Below are 21521 nucleotides of genomic sequence, written 5' to 3'. Positions count from 1 at the left end.
ACCCCCGCCAATCGCGGGGTGTTTTGTGTTCGCAACATTGTTGGTGCTGCTTGCCCATTCCGTCAGATGCACGCAGAATCAAATCCCGCGTTGCACATGGCCGGGCATGGATGCGACCTTGCTAGGATTGCAAGGCAATACGGGATAAACCCAGCTCTCAGGCTGGGTTTTTTATGTCCAAAAATTTGTATGGGAAGCCATTGTCGGGAAACCATACCCCCAGGAAAACCTATCTCCTGCTGCACTTGACAAACCGCTTTGAGAGGGCGTCTTACGGCGAGACTTCCACCCGAAAATTACGCCCATACTGAATACATCAAAGAGAAGCCCGCATGCGCGGGCTAATGCTGGGTCGAAGGGGGAGTAAGTTCCCAGCGGGAAAAGTGTACTCCTGCGTGTGAAAGTTAGGTGCTGCCACTGAGCATTTTTAGTCCTGCCTCATCATTAAGGCGATACTCATATCAATGGACGCCTGGTTATAAGCGAGCATTTCTAAGGCTCCGTGCACATTCCTGACGGTGTCCACGGAACCCCGATCGCCTACCCATTTGGTTAACTCTTCGATGGCAGCGACCAGTGCCAGCTGGTTTTCGTTGAGTGCTTTAAGTACTGGGGGAATGACATCTTCATGTCGCATGGCTGGAGACCGGCGAGAAGGGGCTCATAGCTGGGGGGATTTGGGGCTGTAGAGCGTCAGCCTTTTCGTATAGCACTGTTCCATCAGCGGCAGAATTTTGCGCTGCTAATGAGACGCAATCAATAGAATGACGACGAAACGTAATAAAATTGTTACAGGTAGCAGCGTGTCTGTCACTTGTAGCTAGAGTCTGCTCTGAGCTTTGCCAGGCTTTGCTTTATATGCCCAGCATTTTCACCGATTGTGTGCAAGGCTCCACGAACGTTCTCCCCGGCGACACCTGCTCCTTGGCGCTCGACTTCTAAGGTCAACTCCATCAGCGCTGCTTCAAGGGCTAGTTGGTTTTCGTAGATTTTTTCGAGCATATCGGGAAGCACGTATTGGTTTGGCATGGCGTCGATTCCTTTCGAATAGGTCATCAGGTTAGCAGACGAAGAAAAATCCACCATGGGCCCGCCGGAGAGTAGGGAGACCATAATCTCTTGACGGTGAAAAGGGCATGAAGGAACAGAGCCCCACCCATCCGGTCAGCAGCAACACTTTTTGACGTCTGAGGTGGTTCAATGAAATTCCGGCAGGTGGGGAGTCGAAAAAGAATCAGCGTCAACAAATCCCTTCCGCAGTTTTGCCTGCCAGTTTCTGGTACTTCTCAGTGACTCACAAAAAACCTCCTCCCCTGGAAAACCTATTTCCTGCTGCACTTAACAAGCCGGTTTGAGAGGGTGTCTTCGCTTTCGCGCGAGGACGCCCATGAACCTATCACGCCCCACTCGAACCACTGTGATACTCAGCTTCTGCCTTACCATCGTGGCAGGAGTCCTGGGTTATGAGCATTATCAGCTTTCCAAGCTGAGCGTCAGCCTGACCGCTACCGCTGACAAGGATTCGCTTGATACGTTGTTAGCACGATTTACCAAGGTCGACGAAAGGCTGGATGCGGTCGACAGCAAAAATTTAGTGCCCAACGAAGACTTCCGCTCCGGCCAGCAAGCGCTGTCGAACCGGATCGATGCAGCGCAGACTTATGCAAAGCAAGCGGCCGAAACAGTGCAAGAACTTGCTCGAAATGCCGCAACTACCGGCGAGCTGGTAGTACTTCAAGCCAGTCTGGAAGCGTTCGACAATCGGCTTCTCGAACTGAGTCAATCTCAAATCAAACAAGCCCCCGCAGCGGCTCCAAAACCAACGATCATTGCCCGCAAACCTCTTCCTCCCCAAAAGCCCAGTAGCACCGCCGTTTTTCCGCAGGCCCCGCCCTTTACCGTTTTAGGCATCGAATACCGTGGTGGAGAACGCTTTTTGTCCGTAGCTCCCCCTGGAAGCACGCAGCTGAGCCAAATCTATTTGATTCGCCCGGGTGACTCGGTGGTGGGGACAGCCTGGCGCCTCAATGCGCTGGACGGCAGATCCGCACGCTTTGATGTGAGCGGAACACCACAAACCGTAACCGTCGCGCAATAGGAGCCACTATGTACATCCCATTCTCCGCACCCAAAAAACCAAGCTCGACGAGCCCTTCACGATGCATAGCAAGCTGGGCAGCACTTTTATTTGCCTTTGGTTGTCAGGCGGCACCCACGACCTCCGCCATCAGTACGTATCACAGCGAAATCCAAAATACTACCCAAGGTCCCAATCAAACGGAGCTTGCCCGCGAGTGGGGCTTAACCCCCCAAGAATGGACCCGGTATCAAACGGTGATGCAGGGGCCGCGTGGGCTCTATTCGCCAGGTCTGGATCCGTTGGCTGCGCTTGGCATCGAAGCACAATCGGCCGAAGAACGTAGGCGCTATGCCGAGCTGCAAGTGCATGCCGAGCGACAGCGTGTTGATAAAGAACTGGCTTATCAATGGGCCTATGACCAAGCGTTCGCTCGCCTCTACCCCAATGAAAAAGTCATCCAGATTTCATCCAACCCGACCTCTCCGGCCTCTCTTCCTCTGCAGCCTTCTCTGAAGGGGGATGGTCGGCTGGCGATCTTCGTACAAGACAACTGTACCGCATGCATTGCCCGCATTAGAGAACTGCTGGGGCAAAAGCAATCCTTCGACGTGTACTTCGTGGATAGCCAGGGTGATGACGAAAAGATCCGGCATTGGGCGATTCTGGCCGGTGTCGAACCGACCAGCGTGCGCAATCGCCAGATAACCCTGAATCATGATGGCGGCCGCTGGCTTGGCCTTGGCTTAGGTGGCGAGCTGCCTGCAGTGGTACGCGAGGTGAATGGGCAATGGCAGCGTCAGTAGTTCAAGCAGCGCTGGTGGGTGGCCTACTGCTTAGCGTTGCACTTGCTAACGCTGCCGAGGTACCACCACCGGCTTATCAACTGATCGCCCTGCCTGCCGGCGTTCCGTCCGAAGTGTTGTATTCCGTCGCACTGCAGGAAAGCGGTACCCGGCTTCGAGGCCAACTCGTGCCTTGGCCCTGGACATTGAACGTCGCCGGCGCCGGTTACCGTTTTGCAACCCGCAGCGATGCCTGCAAGGCACTGCTAATCGCCATTCAGACCGCAGGCCCCAATCGGGTTGACGTCGGTCTTGGGCAAACCAACATCGGCGCCAATGGCCACCGTTACAACTACCCCTGCGAAGGGCTGGACCCATACAAGAACCTGTCAGTTACCGCGCAGATCCTCGCAGAGCAAAAAGCCAAAGGCGGCGACTGGATCACGGCCGCTGGCCGCTACCACCGCCCGGCCGGGGGCGAACCCGCCGCCCGCTATCGCCGTGCCTTTGCCAAACACCTTAGCCGTGTCACCGGCATCAACCTGATGGCGAATAATCCATGAATAACTTGCTGAATCTCGTGATGTTGCTGTGCTTGGCTTCATCCATGGCGGCGCATGCCAGTTCGTTGATCGTGGTTGAGGATGGCGGCGGTGTTTCCGCCCTACCCTACTATCAGGACTTGGTTCCAGAACCTATTGAGCAGCCGGCACAACCAGAACACATTGGTGTACGTGGACTGGGTTCGTTCCCAGTGCGCTCTGACGAACTGACACCCGGTCGGGTGCAAGGTCGGGTAATCAATGCCCCTGGCCTACAGCCTCTGTTTCTGGTGGGTGATGATGAGCGGTCCCGAACTTGGTTATCAGAACGCCACGAGCTACTGCAGCAGTTGAACGCGGTAGGTCTGGTGGTCAACGTGACCAACGCCGAACGATTTGCCGAAATTCAACGTTGGGCGGGTGGGCTTCAGATGGTCCCGGCACCTTCAAATGATCTTGCACAGCGCCTGGGAATTAAGCACTACCCGCTGCTGATCACTGCCACAACGATCCAGCAGTAACCTGGGTATGGCCTCTCTTATGCACATCACCTTGGTCATCAAGCAACCGGATGACCCGCGAGCAAGCCAACTGCTTTTAGAGCAGGTCACCTATGTCGCCAAGCTCTATGGCGGCACCGTCATCGCCCGCGCACCAGGTGACGAGGTGGCGCTATGTCAGCGGCTAAAAGAGCGCCTGCCAGAGGACGTTGAGCGAGCGAGACAAGAGTTAACCCATTCATCATCACGAGTCAAAGGAGGATCCCGGCCCCATGAAGCTGACTAAGAAGCAACGCTGCGAGCTTCACGCTAAATTCGCGGGTCGGTGCGCATACTGCAGTGTTCTGCTGGGTGACCGGTGGCATGCGGACCACATGGAAGCAGTATGGCGAGAACCTGAACAGGTGAACGGCCAGTACACCGGCGCTATCGTTTTGGGGCGGCCTGAGAACCACGCCATCGGCAACATGATGCCCGCGTGCGTGCCGTGCAACTTGAGCAAGGCAGCGATGCCGCTGGAAGTCTGGCGAGAGCGCATTGCCGGACACGTCAACTCCCTCAACAGCTACCACCCCATTTACCGCCTGGCCAAGTCCTATGGGCTGATCGTTGAGACAGGCAAGCCTGTTGTTTTCCATTTCGAAACGGTGGGGTCGCTAAGCCCTGTCAATCATAGGAAGTGAAACATGGCCAGCGCCTACACCATTGAATCGTTACTACGCCCTGCCGTCGAACTTTATACAGTTTGTGTTTGCGTCGCTGCGTCACTGCTTTGTATTTTCGCGCCTTGGGCGTTTGCTCTGACGCCTTTATTCGGGGTGGTCGCCGCTACAGGTTTTTTGGGCCTTGGGGTTGTTCGCCTGAAACAGGCCCTAGTGGTGTTGCGTTACCGCCGCAATATTCGACGCCTGCCCCACTACACCATGACCAGCAGAGATATCCCGGTCAGCAATGAGCGGCTGTTCATCGGCAAAGGTTTTCGCTGGACTCAAAAACATACCCAGCGGTTGATGGACACCTATCTCCCCAAGTACGCCGAGTATGTCGAGCCTACCTCAATCTATGCCCTGGCGCGGCGCATCGAGGAGCGATTGGAGTTCGCTCCCTTTCCGCTCAAGCTGCTGACCAAGGCCACCTCGTGGGACGTCGCGATTAATCCAGCGCGCCCCCTTCCTCCCGTTGGCGGATTACCGCGCTTGCACGGTATAGAACCGCACGAAGGTGACGTCAGCTTGCCATTGGGTGAGCGGGTTGGGCACTCCCTGGTGCTGGGCACCACGCGGGTGGGCAAGACCCGTCTGGCCGAACTGTTTATCACCCAGGACATTAGACGCACCCGCAAGCGTCCCCGACGCCGCGTTCCAGTGGGTCGTCGCGTGCAGCCTGTTCATCGGAGCCAGCGTAATGAAGAAATGAACCTGGATCGCGAGGTGGTGATTGTCTTTGACCCAAAAGGCGATGCCGACCTTCTGAAACGCATGTACATCGAGTGCAAACGTGCCGGCAGGCTGGATGAGTTTTATGTGTTCCATCTGGGCTGGCCGGACCACTCAGCACGCTACAACGCCGTTGGCCGATTTGGTCGGATCTCGGAAGTGGCCACCCGGATCGCCGGGCAACTATCAGGGGAAGGCAACTCAGCGGCGTTCCGCGAGTTTGCCTGGCGCTTCGTCAACATCATCGCACGCGCCTTGGTCGCCCTCGGACGCAGACCGGACTATGAGCAAATTCTCAAGCATGTGACCAACATCGATGCGCTGTTCATTGAGTACGCCCAAAAGCACTTTGCCGAACATGATCCAAGGGCCTGGCAAACCATCGTTGAAGTGGAAGGCAAGATCGATCGCAAGAACCTCAGTTTTGCCATGAAGGATCGCCCCCTGCGCGTGATAGCCCTGGACATGTATCTTACTCAGCAACGCATCTCCGACCCGGTGATGGAGGGCCTGCGATCAGCAGTGCGTTATGACAAAACCTATTTCGACAAGATCGTGGCCAGCCTGCTACCACTGCTGGAAAAACTGACCACGGGGCGTATTGCAGAGCTGCTGTCTCCTGACTACATGGACCTTGAGGATCCACGACCCATCTTCGACTGGATGCAGGTCATCCGCAAACGGGCGGTGGTCTATGTCGGCCTGGATGCTTTGTCCGATACGGAGGTGGCTGCGGCGGTGGGCAACTCCATGTTCAGCGACCTGGTTTCAGTCGCTGGCCACATCTACAAGTTCGGTATTGATGACGGTTTACCCGGGGCTACAGGCACCAAGGTAGCGATCAATGTGCACGCTGACGAATTCAACGAGCTCATGGGTGATGAGTTTATACCCATGATCAACAAGGGCGGCGGCGCCGGCATGCAGATCACCGCCTATACCCAGACCATGAGCGACATCGAGGCAAAAATCGGCAACCGTGCGAAGGCTGGCCAAGTCATCGGTAATTTCAACAACCTGTTTATGTTGCGTGTTCGCGAAACCGCCACAGCCGAGCTGCTAACCAACCAATTACCAAAGGTCCAAGTGTTTACCAGCACACCGGCCAGCAGCGCCAATGATGCGATTAACGGCAAGACCGCTTTCACATCCAACACCCACGACCAGATCCAAAGCGTCAGTGTGCCGATGATCGAACCGGCACACGTAGTGGCGCTGCCCAAGGGGCAATGCTTTGCGCTGATCGAGGGCGGTAACCTGTGGAAGATTCGTATGCCCTTGCCTGCGAGTGATCCCGACGAAGCCATGCCCAAGGATCTTCAAGCCTTGGTCGAGGGTATGCGCAAAGGATCCGGAACCACCAGCGATTGGTGGCAAGCGCCAGGGTACCAAACCTTGAGTGAATCGCTTCCAGATGACTTGGTCGACGACTTCCGCCAGATGGCCAACAACGGAAAAGCCGCATAGGCCTGAAGGAGCACGGCCATGGCCGATATTGCGGAAAAAGCTCAACAGCAGCAGGAAGGGCAGAAAACCTTCCTGGGCCTGCTGTTTTCAACGCCTTTTCATTTCTTGGGGGTGATGTTCGGCTCCCTACTGGGCGCTGTCCTTGTGGAATGGATATGCATGTACGTGTTCTGGCCTGATGCTGGCTGGAAGCATGCCCAGCAGATGTTCCAGCACGAATTGAGCTGGCTGTCCCAGGACCTGTTGCAAAGCGTTGTGATCAAAGAGCCCGGGCGCACAGCGACGTGGCTCGCACACACAGTCTACGACTGGTTGATGGTGAAAACTGGCCTGCTGGACAACGTCAACGTACTGACCCAGCACGCCCGCTCCACATCGCCACAACAAGCAGGCACCTTCAACCTGCGCTATGAGCTCGGCCGGGTGATGATCAAATTTCAGGACTACGGTTTGGCGGCGCTCTACACCGTACTGACCTTCTGTGTACGGATGGTCATCCTGACACTGACAATCCCATTGTTTGCACTGGCCGCGTTCACAGGCCTGGTAGATGGCCTGGTGCAGCGTGATCTGCGCAAATTTGGCTCCGGCCGCGAATCGAGCTACCTGTATCACAAGGCGCGAGGAACGATCATTCCGCTGACCATCGTGCCCTGGACGGTTTACCTGGCCATTCCGATCAGCATCAGTCCGTTATTAATCCTGCTGCCCTGCGCGGTGTTATTGGGCGTGTCGATTTACATCACAACGTCCACATTCAAGAAATATTTATAAGTACAAGCCGACCCACAGCCCTACGTTATCGGAGCATTGTAATGACAACCCCTACCCACCCCTTGTATTCACAGCGGCCTACCCAGCACACATTAACCCTGTCTTTATTGATCACCCTGCTCATCCTCCAGCTGATGCAGTTCGTGATCATTCTGCCCTTGTTGAACAGCCACTTCTGGTGGGCACTATCAGGCGCTGGCCTTTTGAACAGCATGACCCTGTATATAGCCACGGTGTGGCTGACTCATATAAAAAAAAGCAAAACCCTGGCTGTGAGCACAAGACCAAAACTTCTACCTATTACGCTCTTGGCCATTGCCTGTGTCTCTCTGTTCCTGAGCCCTCGCCTGCAAATGGCCTATACACTTAATGACAGCAGCCTGTCTGAAAATGTGGCATTTCTTTATGTGCTACTGACATACGCTGCGGCAGCGATTGCATTCAGCACGAGCGTTTCTTACTCGATATGCAAACCGATCATTAGCAGGCTGACAACCAAAGGCCCCAATGGTTGACTACCTTGTTGACCCCCCGTGCGCAACTCCGGTGTAGTCATCAAAAGACTACACCGATAAGTAATGACACGGTAACGGCTAACACAAGCACGTAACCTAGCAGCTTATGTATTTTCTTCATCGACCTTTCCTTACAAACAGTTAGTAGGCTGCCCATGCAGTGGACTCATGAACAGCAGCCCATCATCCATTCCACTGCCGACAAGCTGCTGGTCCAGGCCTTCGCCGGCACCGGCAAAACCGCCACGCTGATCGGGTATGTGTAGCGCCTTGTATTTAAAATACACGTGGGCTCGCATTCAACGGCATTTCTGGCGCACATTAATTTCAAATGGGCATGCATTCGACGGTGCGTGCTTGTATTTCATTGCCACGGGCTCACGCTATCTGCAAATGACCTGCGGTTTCGAGCTCTTTGTGGTTATCAGCTCAGATAAAAAGCAATCTGTACTCCTTGTGTAGAGCCGCCATCCTGCTGAATTCTATGGATAATTCGAGTGCAAAAGAGCTGGTGTCTGGTGACCACCTGCAGAATAGGGAGCATCACCGTCGATGTACCGGTACGGAGGGAGTAACGGGCTACAAACTGTCTGGTGCCGCGACCATGACAGTTGGGGTGATGTTCTATCTTTTAAATGACCAGCGGTAGCCCAAGAAGGTTGGCATCTCTGGCGCCAGGTTTATCTGAAGTCCTTCCGGAACGTAGCCCTGCATTAGGTGTCATTCATTTCTTACGAATTCCTTACACCTCCTGCGTGTTCAGTATGGACGAAAAACATGTGTTTCCTCATCAAAAAGTTCAGCGATTGGCGCGCAAAAAAAAACCAACAACTAACAAAACTATCTGGAAAACAAGTTTTTAAGAAACTCAGAGTTACTAAAATAAGAACCATCCTATTTCTTATGTGCGCACAATATTTTATCTTAGAGTGCACAATCCGCACCAATTGCAGGCAAGGACGTAAACGTCGCCCATCTTCAGTGCAAAGACTGACCAAAAGTCATGTCAATGCTCGGCTATTTAAAAAGAGTAAGAACGATGTCTGATGTATGCATGCTGCAAAGAACGCCCCGCCTTTCATCGCGCACGCTCGCCTCGTGTCGCTCTCCCTACACGATGAATACTCCTCCCGGCATCGTGATACATAGCTCGAGCTGCGTCGTCGTGCCCTCCCTATGCAGCGGCGCTGGATAGACGCATGCGCCCTTTGAGTGCTCTCACTCGGTCGCGACTTCCCGCGTAGCCGACGTGGATTACTTCGCTTTGAAAAAAGGCCAGTTATGTCAGACGTTAACGCTGTAACCGTTCCACCCAATCGGCCCTGGGCCTTTGTGTGGCATTACATACGGCTTTATCCATGCTGGTATTGGGCAATTACCGTGTTGCAGATCGGCGCCGCTCTGTTCGCCACTTTGATGCCTTATGCCATCGGCCGTATCACCGGTGCGGTCAGTGAGGGCGCCTGGGCGCATACCGATCTTGTACAGGCCAGCCTGCCCGCACTGGGGTTGCTGTTCGGGTTGGCCGTGGCCCAGATGCTCTGCGCACGTGGCGCGACATTATGCATGATCATGGTTCGGCCGCAGCAAAAAATTCGCATCATCCGTGAGCTGTTCGCCTACTTGCAGCGCCATTCGGCACGTTATTTCGGTGAGCATTTTGCCGGCAGCTTGGCCCATCGCATCGGTGAGGGCAGCATTGGCTTGCTAGAAATCACCTGGGCGCTGGTGGTGGAAATGTTGCCAATCCTGGTGGTGCTGCTGACCAGCCTGGCCTTGCTCACAGTGGCGTCCCCTTGGTTGGGTCTGGGCTTGTTGGTGTGGATCGTGGCCTACACGCTGCTGGCGTTTTTACTGTCGCGCAAGGCCCAGGGGTTTGCTGCCGAACATGCCAAGGCTCGCAGCGTCACCACCGGCAAGATCGTCGACGCGGTGAGCAACTTGAGCAGCATCCGGCTGTTCGCCCGCCAGGACTTTGAGCTCGACTATCTGACCAGCTACCAGAACCGGGAAAAACAGGCAGCGCAACGTTCGTTTTTTTATCAGGAGAAGATCCGCCTGCTTCAAGACAGCCTGTCGATTGTGCTGCGCGTGGGCCTAGTCGCCTTGGCGCTGTTCTTGTGGCATGGGGGCCAGATCGATGTAGGGCAGTTCGCGATGGTGGCCACGCTGGGGCTGATGATCGTCGCCCAGTGCAGCTTCCTGAGCATGCAGTTCATGCATTTTTTCGAGTACATCGGCAATATCGAAAACAGCCTCGACACCTTGCTGCCACCCCACGAAATGCCGGATCGGGCCAGCGCCCTGCCCGCCCACATCCATAAAGGCTCGATTCAGTTTCGTGATGTGGGTTTCGCCTACAGCCCTGACAAGCCGATTTTCCAACACTTCAACCTGAACATTCGCCCTGGCCAGCGGGTCGGCATCGTCGGGCTTTCCGGCTCGGGCAAGTCGACCCTGCTCAACCTGCTGTTGCGCTCGTACGACCCGCAAACCGGCAAGGTGGAAATCGACGGCACCGATGTTAAGGAGATGACCCAGCAATCGCTGCACAGCCAGATCGGCCTGATCCCCCAGGAGCCTGGACTGTTCCACCGCTCCCTGCGGGAAAACATCGGCTATGGCGACGTAAAGGCCAACGAAGCGCAAATTGTGGAAGCAGCCAGGCGCGCCCACGCTCATGAATTTATCCTGAATATGCAGGATGGTTATGACGCCTTGATCGGCGAGCGGGGGGTCAAGTTGTCCGGTGGCCAACGTCAACGCATTGCGATTGCCCGCGCCTTGCTCAAGAACGCGCCGATCCTGGTACTCGACGAAGCCACCGCCAGCCTAGACTCGGAAACCGAAAGCCTGATTCAAAACAGCCTTGACGACATCATGGCGGACAAGACCGTACTGGTCGTAGCTCATCGTTTGTCGACGATCGCGCATCTGGACCGCATTGTGGTGATGGAGAAAGGTTTGATTGTTGAGGATGGCAGCCATCATCAGTTACTTGAACTGAAAGGCCTTTATTACCGTTTGTGGCAACACCAGTCGGACGGTTCGTTAAGTGAAGCCGACAAGCTAAATCATGACTTGATGGTCACTTAATAGAAAACTCCGTAATGACTCGCTATTAATAGATGAGATCTACCCGACCGCCCCATACGCTACCCACTGACTGTTTGGTGGCGAACACGATGAACATTACTCCTGTTCATTAACTTGTAAGACCACCTTTATCCCGGGTGATCGTAAACTTAAGAAGGACAGTACATTGATGAGTACCGCCCAATCGTCTCTTAGACGATTTATGCAGCAGTGCTGCCATTCTCCGGTTTTTTTTTCATTACGCCTGGTTGAGCAACAGTCCCAATCGCTGGTTGTGACCCGCAATATTATCGAGCCACCCTCTATCAGTAATGAATGTGGGGTGATGGTCTGCGTGCAAGTTGATGGCCAGCAAGGTTTCGCCGCTACCAGCGACATCACCCAATCCGGATTACGCTACGCCCTCGACCGTGCCGGTCAAACCGCCAAAGCATTACGCGGTCGCGGCCTGTTGAATTACACCCGCGCACAAAACCTACCTACCCAGGCCCATTACCGCTCCCCCGAACTGGACCTGCCGGTTCCCGACACCGCCGACTGGCTGGCGCTGTTGATGGAAACCTCACAGCGGGTGCCCGCTGACTCGCGTCTGGTACATTGGTCGAGCAGTTTGCAAGTGATGCATGAACAACAGTTGTACCTGGATAACCAGGGCAACGACATTCAGCGCAGCCAGCAACAGCTGTTCCCGGCGCTCGCGGTGACCGCGTTTGATGGCCATGAAAGCCAGCATCGCACCTATCACCTTGCCCAGCAAGGCGGCGCGAGCCTTGTCACCGAATCTGGTTTTATCGACGAAGCCCGGCGCGTTGCGGATGAGGCCTTGCAACTGCTCCTGGCGCCCAACACCCCGCAGGGCCCGCGGGACGTACTGTTGATGCCGGACCAGATGATCCTGCAAATCCACGAATCTATCGGCCACCCCCTTGAGCTGGATCGCATCCTCGGGGATGAGCGCAACTATGCCGGCACCAGCTTCGTCACACCGGACATGTTTGGCCATTACCAGTATGGCTCCAAACTGCTTAATGTCAGTTTCGACCCCAACGTCAGCGGCGAACTGGCCAGCTACAGCCATGACGATGAAGGCTTGAAGGCCGAAAAACACCTGCTGATCGACCAGGGCATCCTGCGACGGCCCATGGGCGGTGCCTTGTCCCAGGCTCGCAGTGAAATGCCAGGCGTTGCCAATAGCCGTGCCTGCAACTGGAACCGCGCACCGATTGACCGCATGGCCAACTTGAATATCGAGCCGGGCGATCAGTCGATACATCAACTGATCGGCGGGATCGAGCACGGAATTTTAATGTCCACCAACCGATCGTGGTCGATCGATGATGCGCGCAACAAGTTCCAGTTCGGCTGCGAATGGGGCCAGTTGATCGAAAACGGCGAGCTGGGCGGTGTGGTCAAGAACCCAAATTATCGCGGGATTTCATCTCAGTTCTGGCGCAACTTGCGCGCCGTCGGCGATGTCTCGACGTATAGAGTAATGGGCACCCCCAACTGCGGTAAAGGTGAACCCAACCAGGCGATCACTGTGGGTCATGCGTCCCCGGCGTGTGTGTTCAGCCATATTGATGTGTTCGGAGGTCAGATCTGATGAGCGTTTGTCTATTCGCCCGCGAATTCAATGCGCTGGAACAATGGCTTAAACGCCGACTGGGCGCCGACGAACATTTCACCCTGGGATACGAGGCCGAAGACAGCCAGTTCGTGCGCTTCAACCACGGTAAAGTGCGCCAGGCCTACCCCGTCCTGCAAATGGAATTGACCGTTCGTTTGATCCGCAACCAGCGCCATTCCAGTGCACGCATCAACCTCAGCGGCGCGTTTGAACACGATACCGTGCAACTTGGAGACACCCTGCAACAGTTGCGTGACCTGCTGGATGTGTTGCCCGCTGACCCGTATTTACTGCTTAACACCCACAACTGGACATCCGAGCACCAGGTGTCTGGCCGCGTGCCTGAGATGCAAAACGTGATCGACACCATCTGCGACTTGAGCCAAGGCCTGGACATGGTCGGCATTTATGCCGGCGGCAAACTGTATCGCGGATTCGCCAGCAGTTGGGGCGCCCATGGCTGGCATCAATGCGCCAATACCGTATTTGACTGGAGCCTGTTCGACACCAGCGGTGAGGCGGTCAAGACCACTTATGGCTCGGCGCAATGGGACGTGGTGGAACTGAAGGAGTTGTTCCACAACGCCCGCGAGCAACTGGAACACCTAGGAAAGCCACGAGTCAGCCTCAAGCCGGGTCAATACCGCGCCTACCTGGCCCCCGCCGCATTGGATGAAGTACTGAGCATGCTCAGTTACAGCGGTTTTTCGGCCAAGGCATTTGCCACCCGCCAAAGCCCTCTGCAACTGTTGCAACTGGGCAAGCAACAGCTGTCCCCTCTGGTCAGCATACGCCAACAGGCATCCACCGGTTTCGAGCCGGGTTTCGGGCATAACGGCATGCCGTCCCAGGACGTGGAACTGATTGGGGCAGGCAAACTCGTAGGACAATTGATTAATTCGCGCTCGGGCGCCGAATACGGTTTGCAGACCAATGACGCCGGGGAAGCGGAAATCCCGCACTCACTGGTCATGGACCCTGGCGAACTGGCCACCAAGGAGGTGTTGCGCGAACTGGGCACCGGCTTGTACATCAGTAACCTGTGGTACTTGAACTACTCGGATGTGGGCGCCGGGCGCCTGACAGGCATGACCCGTTTCGCCACCTTTTGGGTCGAAAACGGTCGGATTGTCGGCCCCATCGAAACCATGCGTTTTGATGACTCGGTCTACGACATTCTCGGCACTCATCTGCTGGCGCTGACCCGCGAACAGGCGCTGTGCATTGACTCTGATACCTACGAGCGCCGACACCTGGGCAGCCATATGATCCCGGGCGCCCTGTTGGAGGGTCTGACGCTGACCTTATAACACGCGCATTTTAGTGCCGCACTAATAACAGGCCATGTGAAGTTAGTTTGGTGCACGAAGTTATTAGTGCCGCTGAACACAACCGAATTGTAGGACAACATAGGCAATTATCAAACACGAACACCACCTGTAACGCCACGATTACAAGCAATATAATTAACACAACAACTCTTTACTGCCGATTATGCGGCAAGTGATGGCAGGTCAATTATGAAGAAGCGCCTACCCAGCGGTTGGGTCGATTAGGTTGGCATAGCGCTTGCTATGCATACAGTAACAAACTTTGTACATCGTCGACTTGAGGTGTCCCGATAACGAAAAGGAGTTCCAATGATTGTTCCCAACCTGAGCGGCTAGTGCCGTTTCTCAAGTGAGCCATCACTTTTTAATGGTTCCATTGCAATAGCCGTTGAATACATAGTTCTCGTCCATGCGTGCAAGGGCGAACGGAGCCTTATTGCCCTTTATTTAGTCGGGGGACTCTTAATGAGTGACGAGGTAAAACATATAGAGCGGCCCACCTCTCTACTCGGTGCTGAGCCTCTGCAGCAGTGGACCCGTATTCCACATGTGCCCAACGCTTCGCAGCCGGGCGGGCTGAGCAAACCGCACATGCTGTTGTTGATCGGCGTGGTCGCGCTGTTGCACGTCTGTGCCTGGTGGGTTTTCCAGCAACCTAAGGCGACCCCGGTGGTGACGCCGCCCGAGATCCCGGAAATGACCGTCGAACTAACCAGCCCGGCACCGCCGGTAGAGGAGCCACCTCCACCGCCACCGCCGCCCGAACCGACCGCCACCCAGGAAGATGAAGATGCGGTGAAGGAACCGCCACCCAAGCCTGTGGAGAAACCCAAGCCCATCGAAAAACCCAAGCCTGTGGTCAAGCCCAAACCGGTGCAAAAGCCGCAACCGCCCAAGCCCATACCACAGGCCTCCCTTGCGCCTGCAGCCCCTGTCACACCGACACCTGTGGCGCCTGCAGTAGCGCCTGGACCGGTCAAGGAAACGGCAGCGGTGTCCGGCCTGGCCAGCCTGGGCAACCCACCACCGGAATACCCGTCGCTGGCCTTGCGCCGCAACTGGGAAGGCTCAGTGGGCCTGCGGATCAAAGTGCTGCCCAACGGCCGCGCCGGCTCCGTGGAAGTCATCAAGTCCAGTGGCAAACAAGTCCTGGATGACGCCGCTGTGGAAGCGGTACGCAACTGGAAGTTTGTCCCGGCCAAACGCGGGGACACCCCTATTGAAGGGTTTGCCACACAAACCATCGGTTTCAAGTTGCCGGAATAAATCCGGCGGGTGCCGACCTTGATCTTTAACCACGTTATTTAATTGCAGTGCGAGGTATAGCCATGAACGAGTCTCTGTCTTCCATGATTGTCCCAGGGGTACTTTGGGCCTTGGTGCTGTTTTCGGTGGTGAGTTGGGCTTTGTTGCTCATCAAGTCGTCGCAATACCTGTGTCAGAAATCCCAGAACAACCAGTTCACCAAGGCCTTCTGGGGCGCCCCGGACCTATTGACCGCCGCCGAACACGCCAGCCAATACCCCGGTTCTCTCGCACGCATCGCTAACAGCGGTTTTGAAGCGATGATTGTCGATGAAACGCCGCGCACCACCCAGCAACTGGCCCATACCATCAACCGTTCGGACCGCCTGGAACGCAACCTGCGCCAGCAGATCCAGAAAGAACGCCGCGCCCTGGAAAGTGGCCAGGCCATTCTTGCCAGTATCGGCAGCACCGCGCCGTTTATCGGCCTGTTCGGTACGGTCTGGGGGATAATGGAGGCCCTGCAAACCATTGGCGCCACCGGTTCGGCCAGCCTGGAAACCGTCGCCGGACCTATCGGCCATGCCCTGATAGCCACCGGTGTAGGCATCGCCGTCGCCGTGCCGGCAGTGCTGATCTACAACTTCTTCCTGCGACGCCTGAAGCTGGCCAGCGCCAACATGGACGACTTCGCCCATGACTTCGACGCCCTCGCCCAGCGCAGCGCCTTCGCCATCGATCGCCAGGCCATCTCCAGCAAGCGCTCGCCAGTACGGGAGGCAAGCTGATGTCCTTCTCAACCCAAGACAGCGACGAAGTGCTCAGCGAAATGAACGTCACCCCCTTGGTGGACGTGATGTTGGTACTGCTGGTGGTGTTCATCGTGACCACACCGATGATGACCAATGCCATCAAGATCAACTTGCCCAAGACCGATGCGGTCGCTACCGAGAAAAAGAAAGACCCGGTGGTGGTCAGCGTCGACCAGGATGGCAAGTTTTTCCTGGCCAAGAACGAAGTGGCCCCCGATCAGCTGGAAAAAAGCCTGCAGGACGTCAAGGCCCAGGACCCGGAAGTGCGGGTTCAGCTACAGGCCGACGCCGGGGTCAATTACGGCCAGGTCGCCAAGGCGATGGCCTCCATTGAGCGCTCCGGCATCACCAAACTCTCGGTGATGACCGCGAGGTAGTTCTCAACCCAACGCCCCCTGCTGAAGCATATGCCCACCCGTTCCCGCAGGATCTGCGTAACCGCGCTGTACCAAGCCATGCCAGGGTTGTTTGGCCCTGGCAGGGGAACGGTTTGCTTAAAAAGGGGTTTTACCACGGGTCGACACAGCCCAAACGGAGTCATGAAGGTTCACAAGACCATTCCAATAAACGTCTAAAAAAGTCGGAAATAACCATGCAGATGAAGAGTTCAGGTTTCACCCTCAAACCGCTCGTCGCAAGTGTTCGGCGGCACCGCTTTGTACCGTTGTACCTGATGGCCATGGGGATGGGCGCAGGTCAGTTGCAGGCCGCCGAAGCTACGGTCGCGCAAGATTCGGCCACCGTGAGTACCGATGCAGCCGCAGCAGCGCCCACCACGCAATTAGATCGCGTGGAAGTGACCGGCTCGGCGATTCGCCGGGTCGACGCAGAGACTGCAGTGCCCATCACGATTCTGCGCACCGATCAGTTGCGCAATGAGGGCGTGACCACAACTGCCGAACTCTTGCAGCGGGTCACCGGCAGCCAGTCAATCACCAACTCGGCCAGCTCTGTTGGCAATGCCACCGGTGGCGCTAGTTTTGCCGACATGCGCGGCATCGGTGCCAACAAAACCCTGGTACTGCTCAACGGCCGACGCTTGGGTAACAATGCCATCGACGGCTCGGCGGTTGACCTGAACACCATCCCTTTCGCCGCCATTGACCGTGTTGAAGTGTTGCGCGATGGCGCATCGGCTTTGTACGGCACTGACGCGATCGGCGGGGTGATCAACTTCATCACCAAGAAATCCATGACCGACGGCACCTTGTCCCTGGGTGGCGAAGGCGCTGATGCCAGCGGCGGCGGCAGCAAGGACTTGAGCGCCAGTTGGGGCTTTGGCAACCTGGAGCAGGACCGCTTCAACCTGATGGCTGTGATGGGCTACAACAAGCAGAACGCCCTCCATGGGAAGGACCGCACCTTCTCCACCAACTACGCCCCGGGCCGTGGCCTGGACCAGACCTCGGGCACGTCCTATCCGGCCAACTACAGCCAGGGCGGCGTCACCACAAACCCGCTGTCGGGCGGCAACTGCAACGGGCCGAACCTGGTGTCGCGCCAGGGCGTATGCCGCTTCGATACACGCAACTACATCGACTTGCTGCCCGAGACCGAAAAGACTTCGTTCTTCGGCAAGGCCACCGGCAAGCTGACCGACAATGACAACGTCAACCTCGAATATTTTTTCGCTCGCAACAACAACGCCACCTCGATCGCACCCGCCACCTTGACCGGTTTGAGCGTGGACCCGACATCGCCTTATTTCCCTGGCAAGGGCATTACCCCAGCGTCCACCAATCCCGCGTTCGACTCGACGCAACCGGTCGACGTCAATTGGCGTAAAACAGCCGCCGGAGGACGCGCCGCCAAAGACCAGAACACCAGCCAACGCTTGGCCCTGAGCTTCGACGGAGTAGTCAAGGGCTGGGACTACACCGTTGGCACCTCGTACAACCAGAACAAGGTGATTTCCAGCATCACCGGCGGTTATGGCAGCGACGCTGCCATGATCAATGGCATCGCTAACGGCATCATCAACCCGTTTGGTCCGCAGAACGCGGCGGGGCAGGCGCTGATTGATGCCAACCAGTACCATGGCCAGTACTCCTCCTCAGTGGGCCGAGTCACCGGGCTTGATGGCCGGATGAGCCGCGAAGTCGGTGACTGGTTTGGTGCCGGGGCTTCGGGCCTTGCAATTGGTGGCGAGTTCCGTCAGGAGAAATTCCATCAAAGCTACGAAGCCTTCACTGCGGATATTTCCAGCTTGGGCGTCGACCCGAACAGCAGCGTCCAGGGTGACCGCACCGTCAAGGCGGTGTATACCGAGCTGAACGTGCCCGTAGTCGACAGCCTGGAATTGTCAGCCGCTGTGCGTCACGACAAATACAGCGACTTTGGCAGCACCACCAACCCGAAATACTCGTTCCGCTACCAGCCGATCAAAGAACTGGTGGTGCGTGGCGCATACAGTGAAGGCTTCCGCGCGCCATCGTTGTACGAGCTATACAACCCGCAATACACCACCTACACCCAGGGTAACTACAACGATCCGAACCTGTGTACCGGCGGTGTAGTGCAAGCTGGCGGCAACGCCGGGCGTGATTGCGGTCAGCAATTTCACAACCGCACGGGTGGCAACACGTCGCTGTCACCTGAAAAAGCGCGCAACGTGACCGTTGGCTTCGTCTATCAGCCGGTACGTAACCTGTCGATGGGCCTGGATTTCTGGTGGATTCACATCGCCAACCAAATCGCAAAGTTCCCGGAATCCAGGGTCTTTGACAACCCAAATACCTACGCCGATCACTTCATCCGCAATGCCGATGGCTCGCTCAACTACGTGCAGACGGGTCTGGCCAACCTGGGGGCAGTCAAAACCAGCGGTGTCGATGTGTCGCTGGACTACAAGTTCCCGAACACTCCGTACGGGCAATTTGGCCTGGGCCTGCAAGGCACTTACGTGTCGCGATATGACTACCAGACCACGATCGGCGGTAGCTATACCGACAAAGTAGACGCGTTTAAAGACGACGGCATGATCGCGCGATGGAAACACGTGCTGAGCGGCACCTGGAACCTGGGCGCTTACCGTGCCTCGCTGGTCAACCGCTTCACCAGCGGTTATGCCGACGCAGACCCAGACACCCATTCGCGTGTTGCGTCTTACGCCCTTTGGGACATGTCAGGTGGGTACACCTTCAACAAAACCGTGGACCTGGATGTAGGGGTCAAAAACATGTTTGACCGCAACCCTCCGTTCTCGAACCAAGCCTACAACTTCCAGAGCGGCTACGACCCTCGTTACAGCGACCCAATGGGCCGTACTTTCTTTGCCCGTGCCACTTACCACTTCTGAGTGATCACCGGCGCGGATCCACTTCTGCCCGTACCGGTGCAATTGCGAGATCGAGACCCCCATTGCCTTTTTGACACGCAAGGCAGTGGGGATTTTTCCAGGCACTCGATGGTTCAACACGCGGTAAAAGGAAATCCCATCATGTTTTCGTCAATCCTGCCCCTGCTGCGTTTTTTGCTGGTGCCCGCGTTGTCTTGCGTATGCATCAGCGTGAATGCCGCGCCCAGCCAAGCCATGACGGTCTATGGCGAAGCGCCAAAATACCCGGACAACTTCCAACACTTCGATTACACCAATGCCAACGCGCCCAAAGGCGGATCGTTGAGTCGGGCGGCAATGGAAATCGGTCAATTCAACTATATCGTCCCCTACATCGACCAAGGCACGGGTGTTGTACAGGTTGATCAATGGGTGTATTCACCGCTGGCGTTTCGCTCACTGGACGAACCCTACACGGTGTATGGCTTGATCGCGCAGAAGATGGAGCGTGACCCTGACGGAATGTGGGTGCGTTTCTACCTGAACCCCAAGGCGCGTTTCGCGGACGACACGCCGATCACCGCGCAAGATGTAGCCTTCACCTACACCACATTGATGACCAAAGGCAGCCTGAGTTTTCGCATGCTTTATGGCGAGGTCAAAGACATAGTGGTGGAGAGCCCGCTGCAAATCCGCTTTAACTTCAAGAACAACCAAAACCGCACGCTGGCCCTGGACATAGCGAGCATGCGCATTCTGCCGGAACACTGGTGGAAGACCCGCGATTTCACCACCGGTGGCGGCTTTGAACCACCACTGAGCAGCGGTCCGTATGCGGTCAGCAAGGTAGACCCCGGGCGCAGCATCAGTTTTGAGCGCAACAAAAACTGGTGGGCCAAGGATTTGCCGGTCAGCAAGGGGCTGTACAACTTCGACCGCTTAACCGTGAATTTCTACAGCGACACCGACGTGGCCTGCCAACTGATCAAGGCCGGCGCGTTTGACTATAACCGTGAATTTTCGGCCACAAGTTTCAGCATCGGCTATGACGGCCCGGCCCTCAGTGACGGGCGCCTGCAACGCAGCGTATTCGCCAAGGACAAACCCGGCACAGCCCAGGGCTTTGCTTTCAACTTGCTCAACCCGTTTTTCCAGGACCGCCGGGTGCGCCAGGCTCTGAGCATGCTGTGGGATTTTGAGTGGACCAACAAACAGATGATGCGCAATTTTTATGTACGTCAGCAGAGCTACTTTCCGAAAAGCGAAATGGCCGCCACCGCACTGCCCGATGCCCACGAGCTGGAGATTCTTGAACCCTTGCGCGGCAAGGTCCCGGACGAGGTATTCACCCATGTATACGAGGCGCCCAAGACCGACGGCAGCGGCTATATCCGAGATAAACAATTGCAGGCGCTGGCGTTGCTCAAGGCCGCAGGCTGGCACCCCAAGGGCAACAAGCTGGTCAACGACCAAGGCCAACAAATGAGCTTTACCTTCCTCGATGGGCAAGGCGGCTTTGACCGTATGATCCTGCCGTTCAAACGCACCCTGGCGCAGATCGGCATCAACATGGACATTCGCAAGATCGACTCGGCGCAATACATCAACCGGGTCAACGCCCGCGACTACGACATGATCGTGGTGCAGTTCCCCCGTGGCGGCCAGCCCATCGTGTCGCCGGGCCGCGAGATGTACGATATGTACGGCTCGCGCAGTGCCACCCAGGTTGGCTCCTCCAACGCCTTTATACTACGCGATCCGGCCGTCGACAGCCTGATCGACGGGCTGGTGCAGGCCAACAGCCGCGACGAGATGGTGCACTACGCCCGCGCCCTCGACCGAGTGCTGCAATGGGGCTACTACATGATCCCCAACTACTACTCGGTGGGCACCCCCACGGTGTACCTGAACCGTTTCGGCCGCCCGGTCCTGGAGCCTAAATTTGACGAAGGCCTGGACAGCTGGTGGGAAGTCAGCAAGACCGCGCTGACCACTGAAGCGTTCAACAAAGTCGGCACACCGCCAGAGGGTCATTGA

General features: G+C 56.4%; 19 protein-coding genes. 17 read left to right on the top strand and 2 right to left on the bottom strand.

Features of this window, described 5'->3' with window-relative positions:
• Positions 1–427: 427 nt before the first annotated feature.
• Together GNF76_RS26270 and GNF76_RS26265 are read right to left on the bottom strand one after the other, a co-directional pair.
• Positions 428–637 carry a hypothetical protein gene (locus GNF76_RS26270; RefSeq protein ID WP_155585978.1) on the bottom strand — a complete coding sequence of 70 codons (210 nt, stop codon included), beginning with the start codon at positions 635–637 and terminating at the stop codon, positions 428–430.
• A 173-nt stretch (positions 638–810) separates the two neighbouring features.
• Positions 811–1029, bottom strand: a complete 219-nt coding sequence (locus GNF76_RS26265) for a hypothetical protein (protein ID WP_155585981.1) — start codon at positions 1027–1029, stop codon at positions 811–813.
• A gap of 358 nt (positions 1030–1387) precedes the next feature.
• On the opposite strand from GNF76_RS26265, the gene GNF76_RS26260 reads away from it, so the two are divergent.
• From GNF76_RS26260 to GNF76_RS26175, 17 genes are all read left to right on the top strand, one after another.
• Positions 1388–2098 carry a methyl-accepting chemotaxis protein gene (locus GNF76_RS26260; protein WP_155585977.1) on the top strand — a complete coding sequence of 237 codons (711 nt, stop codon included), beginning with the start codon at positions 1388–1390 and terminating at the stop codon, positions 2096–2098.
• Positions 2099–2106: 8 nt separating this feature from the next.
• On the top strand, positions 2107–2883 hold the full coding sequence (locus GNF76_RS26255) for a TIGR03759 family integrating conjugative element protein (RefSeq protein WP_155585976.1): 777 nt from the start codon (positions 2107–2109) through the stop codon (positions 2881–2883).
• Positions 2868–3425 carry a lysozyme family protein gene (locus GNF76_RS26250; RefSeq protein ID WP_155585975.1) on the top strand — a complete coding sequence of 186 codons (558 nt, stop codon included), beginning with the start codon at positions 2868–2870 and terminating at the stop codon, positions 3423–3425. The genes GNF76_RS26255 and GNF76_RS26250 overlap by 16 nt, the downstream gene beginning before the upstream one ends.
• Positions 3422–3925, top strand: coding sequence for an integrating conjugative element protein (locus GNF76_RS26245; protein WP_155585974.1), 504 nt, complete (start codon positions 3422–3424; stop codon positions 3923–3925). Before GNF76_RS26250 ends, GNF76_RS26245 begins: the two co-directional genes overlap by 4 nt.
• Positions 3926–3944: 19 nt before the next feature.
• A complete protein-coding gene (locus tag GNF76_RS26240; protein WP_155585973.1) occupies positions 3945–4190 on the top strand; it encodes a hypothetical protein in 246 nt (81 codons plus the stop codon).
• Complete coding sequence (locus GNF76_RS26235; RefSeq protein ID WP_155585972.1) at positions 4177–4587, top strand: HNH endonuclease; 411 nt, start codon at positions 4177–4179, stop codon at positions 4585–4587. The genes GNF76_RS26240 and GNF76_RS26235 overlap by 14 nt, the downstream gene beginning before the upstream one ends.
• Before the next feature lie 3 nt (positions 4588–4590).
• On the top strand, positions 4591–6807 hold the full coding sequence (gene traD / locus GNF76_RS26230) for a type IV conjugative transfer system coupling protein TraD (RefSeq protein WP_155585971.1): 2217 nt from the start codon (positions 4591–4593) through the stop codon (positions 6805–6807).
• An 18-nt stretch (positions 6808–6825) separates the two neighbouring features.
• Positions 6826–7581, top strand: coding sequence for a TIGR03747 family integrating conjugative element membrane protein (locus GNF76_RS26225; RefSeq protein ID WP_155585970.1), 756 nt, complete (start codon positions 6826–6828; stop codon positions 7579–7581).
• Between the two features lie 41 nt (positions 7582–7622).
• On the top strand, positions 7623–8096 hold the full coding sequence (locus tag GNF76_RS26220) for a hypothetical protein (RefSeq protein ID WP_155585969.1): 474 nt from the start codon (positions 7623–7625) through the stop codon (positions 8094–8096).
• A 1281-nt stretch (positions 8097–9377) separates the two neighbouring features.
• The gene (locus GNF76_RS26210) at positions 9378–11192 is read left to right on the top strand and encodes an ABC transporter ATP-binding protein (protein WP_155585968.1); all 1815 of its coding nucleotides are present in this window, start codon (positions 9378–9380) and stop codon (positions 11190–11192) included.
• 202 nt (positions 11193–11394) lie between these two features.
• Complete coding sequence (locus tag GNF76_RS26205; protein ID WP_155585980.1) at positions 11395–12795, top strand: TldD/PmbA family protein; 1401 nt, start codon at positions 11395–11397, stop codon at positions 12793–12795.
• Entirely contained in the window at positions 12795–14129 is a 1335-nt protein-coding gene (locus GNF76_RS26200) for a TldD/PmbA family protein (RefSeq protein WP_155585967.1), read from the top strand. The genes GNF76_RS26205 and GNF76_RS26200 overlap by 1 nt, the downstream gene beginning before the upstream one ends.
• Positions 14130–14615: 486 nt before the next feature.
• Positions 14616–15416, top strand: a complete 801-nt coding sequence (locus GNF76_RS26195; RefSeq protein ID WP_155585966.1) for an energy transducer TonB — start codon at positions 14616–14618, stop codon at positions 15414–15416.
• A gap of 62 nt (positions 15417–15478) precedes the next feature.
• Positions 15479–16183, top strand: a complete 705-nt coding sequence (locus GNF76_RS26190; protein WP_155585965.1) for a MotA/TolQ/ExbB proton channel family protein — start codon at positions 15479–15481, stop codon at positions 16181–16183.
• Positions 16183–16584, top strand: coding sequence for an ExbD/TolR family protein (locus GNF76_RS26185; RefSeq protein ID WP_155585964.1), 402 nt, complete (start codon positions 16183–16185; stop codon positions 16582–16584). Before GNF76_RS26190 ends, GNF76_RS26185 begins: the two co-directional genes overlap by 1 nt.
• Before the next feature lie 215 nt (positions 16585–16799).
• Positions 16800–19505, top strand: coding sequence for a TonB-dependent receptor (locus GNF76_RS26180; protein WP_155585963.1), 2706 nt, complete (start codon positions 16800–16802; stop codon positions 19503–19505).
• 141 nt (positions 19506–19646) lie between these two features.
• On the top strand, positions 19647–21521 hold the full coding sequence (locus tag GNF76_RS26175) for an extracellular solute-binding protein (RefSeq protein ID WP_155585962.1): 1875 nt from the start codon (positions 19647–19649) through the stop codon (positions 21519–21521).

This window comes from Pseudomonas spelaei, from assembly GCF_009724245.1.
GTDB classification, from domain to species: domain Bacteria; phylum Pseudomonadota; class Gammaproteobacteria; order Pseudomonadales; family Pseudomonadaceae; genus Aquipseudomonas; species Aquipseudomonas spelaei.
The sequence above is the reverse complement of the archived record's forward strand: the minus strand, read 5'-3'. Positions and strand labels throughout refer to the sequence as shown.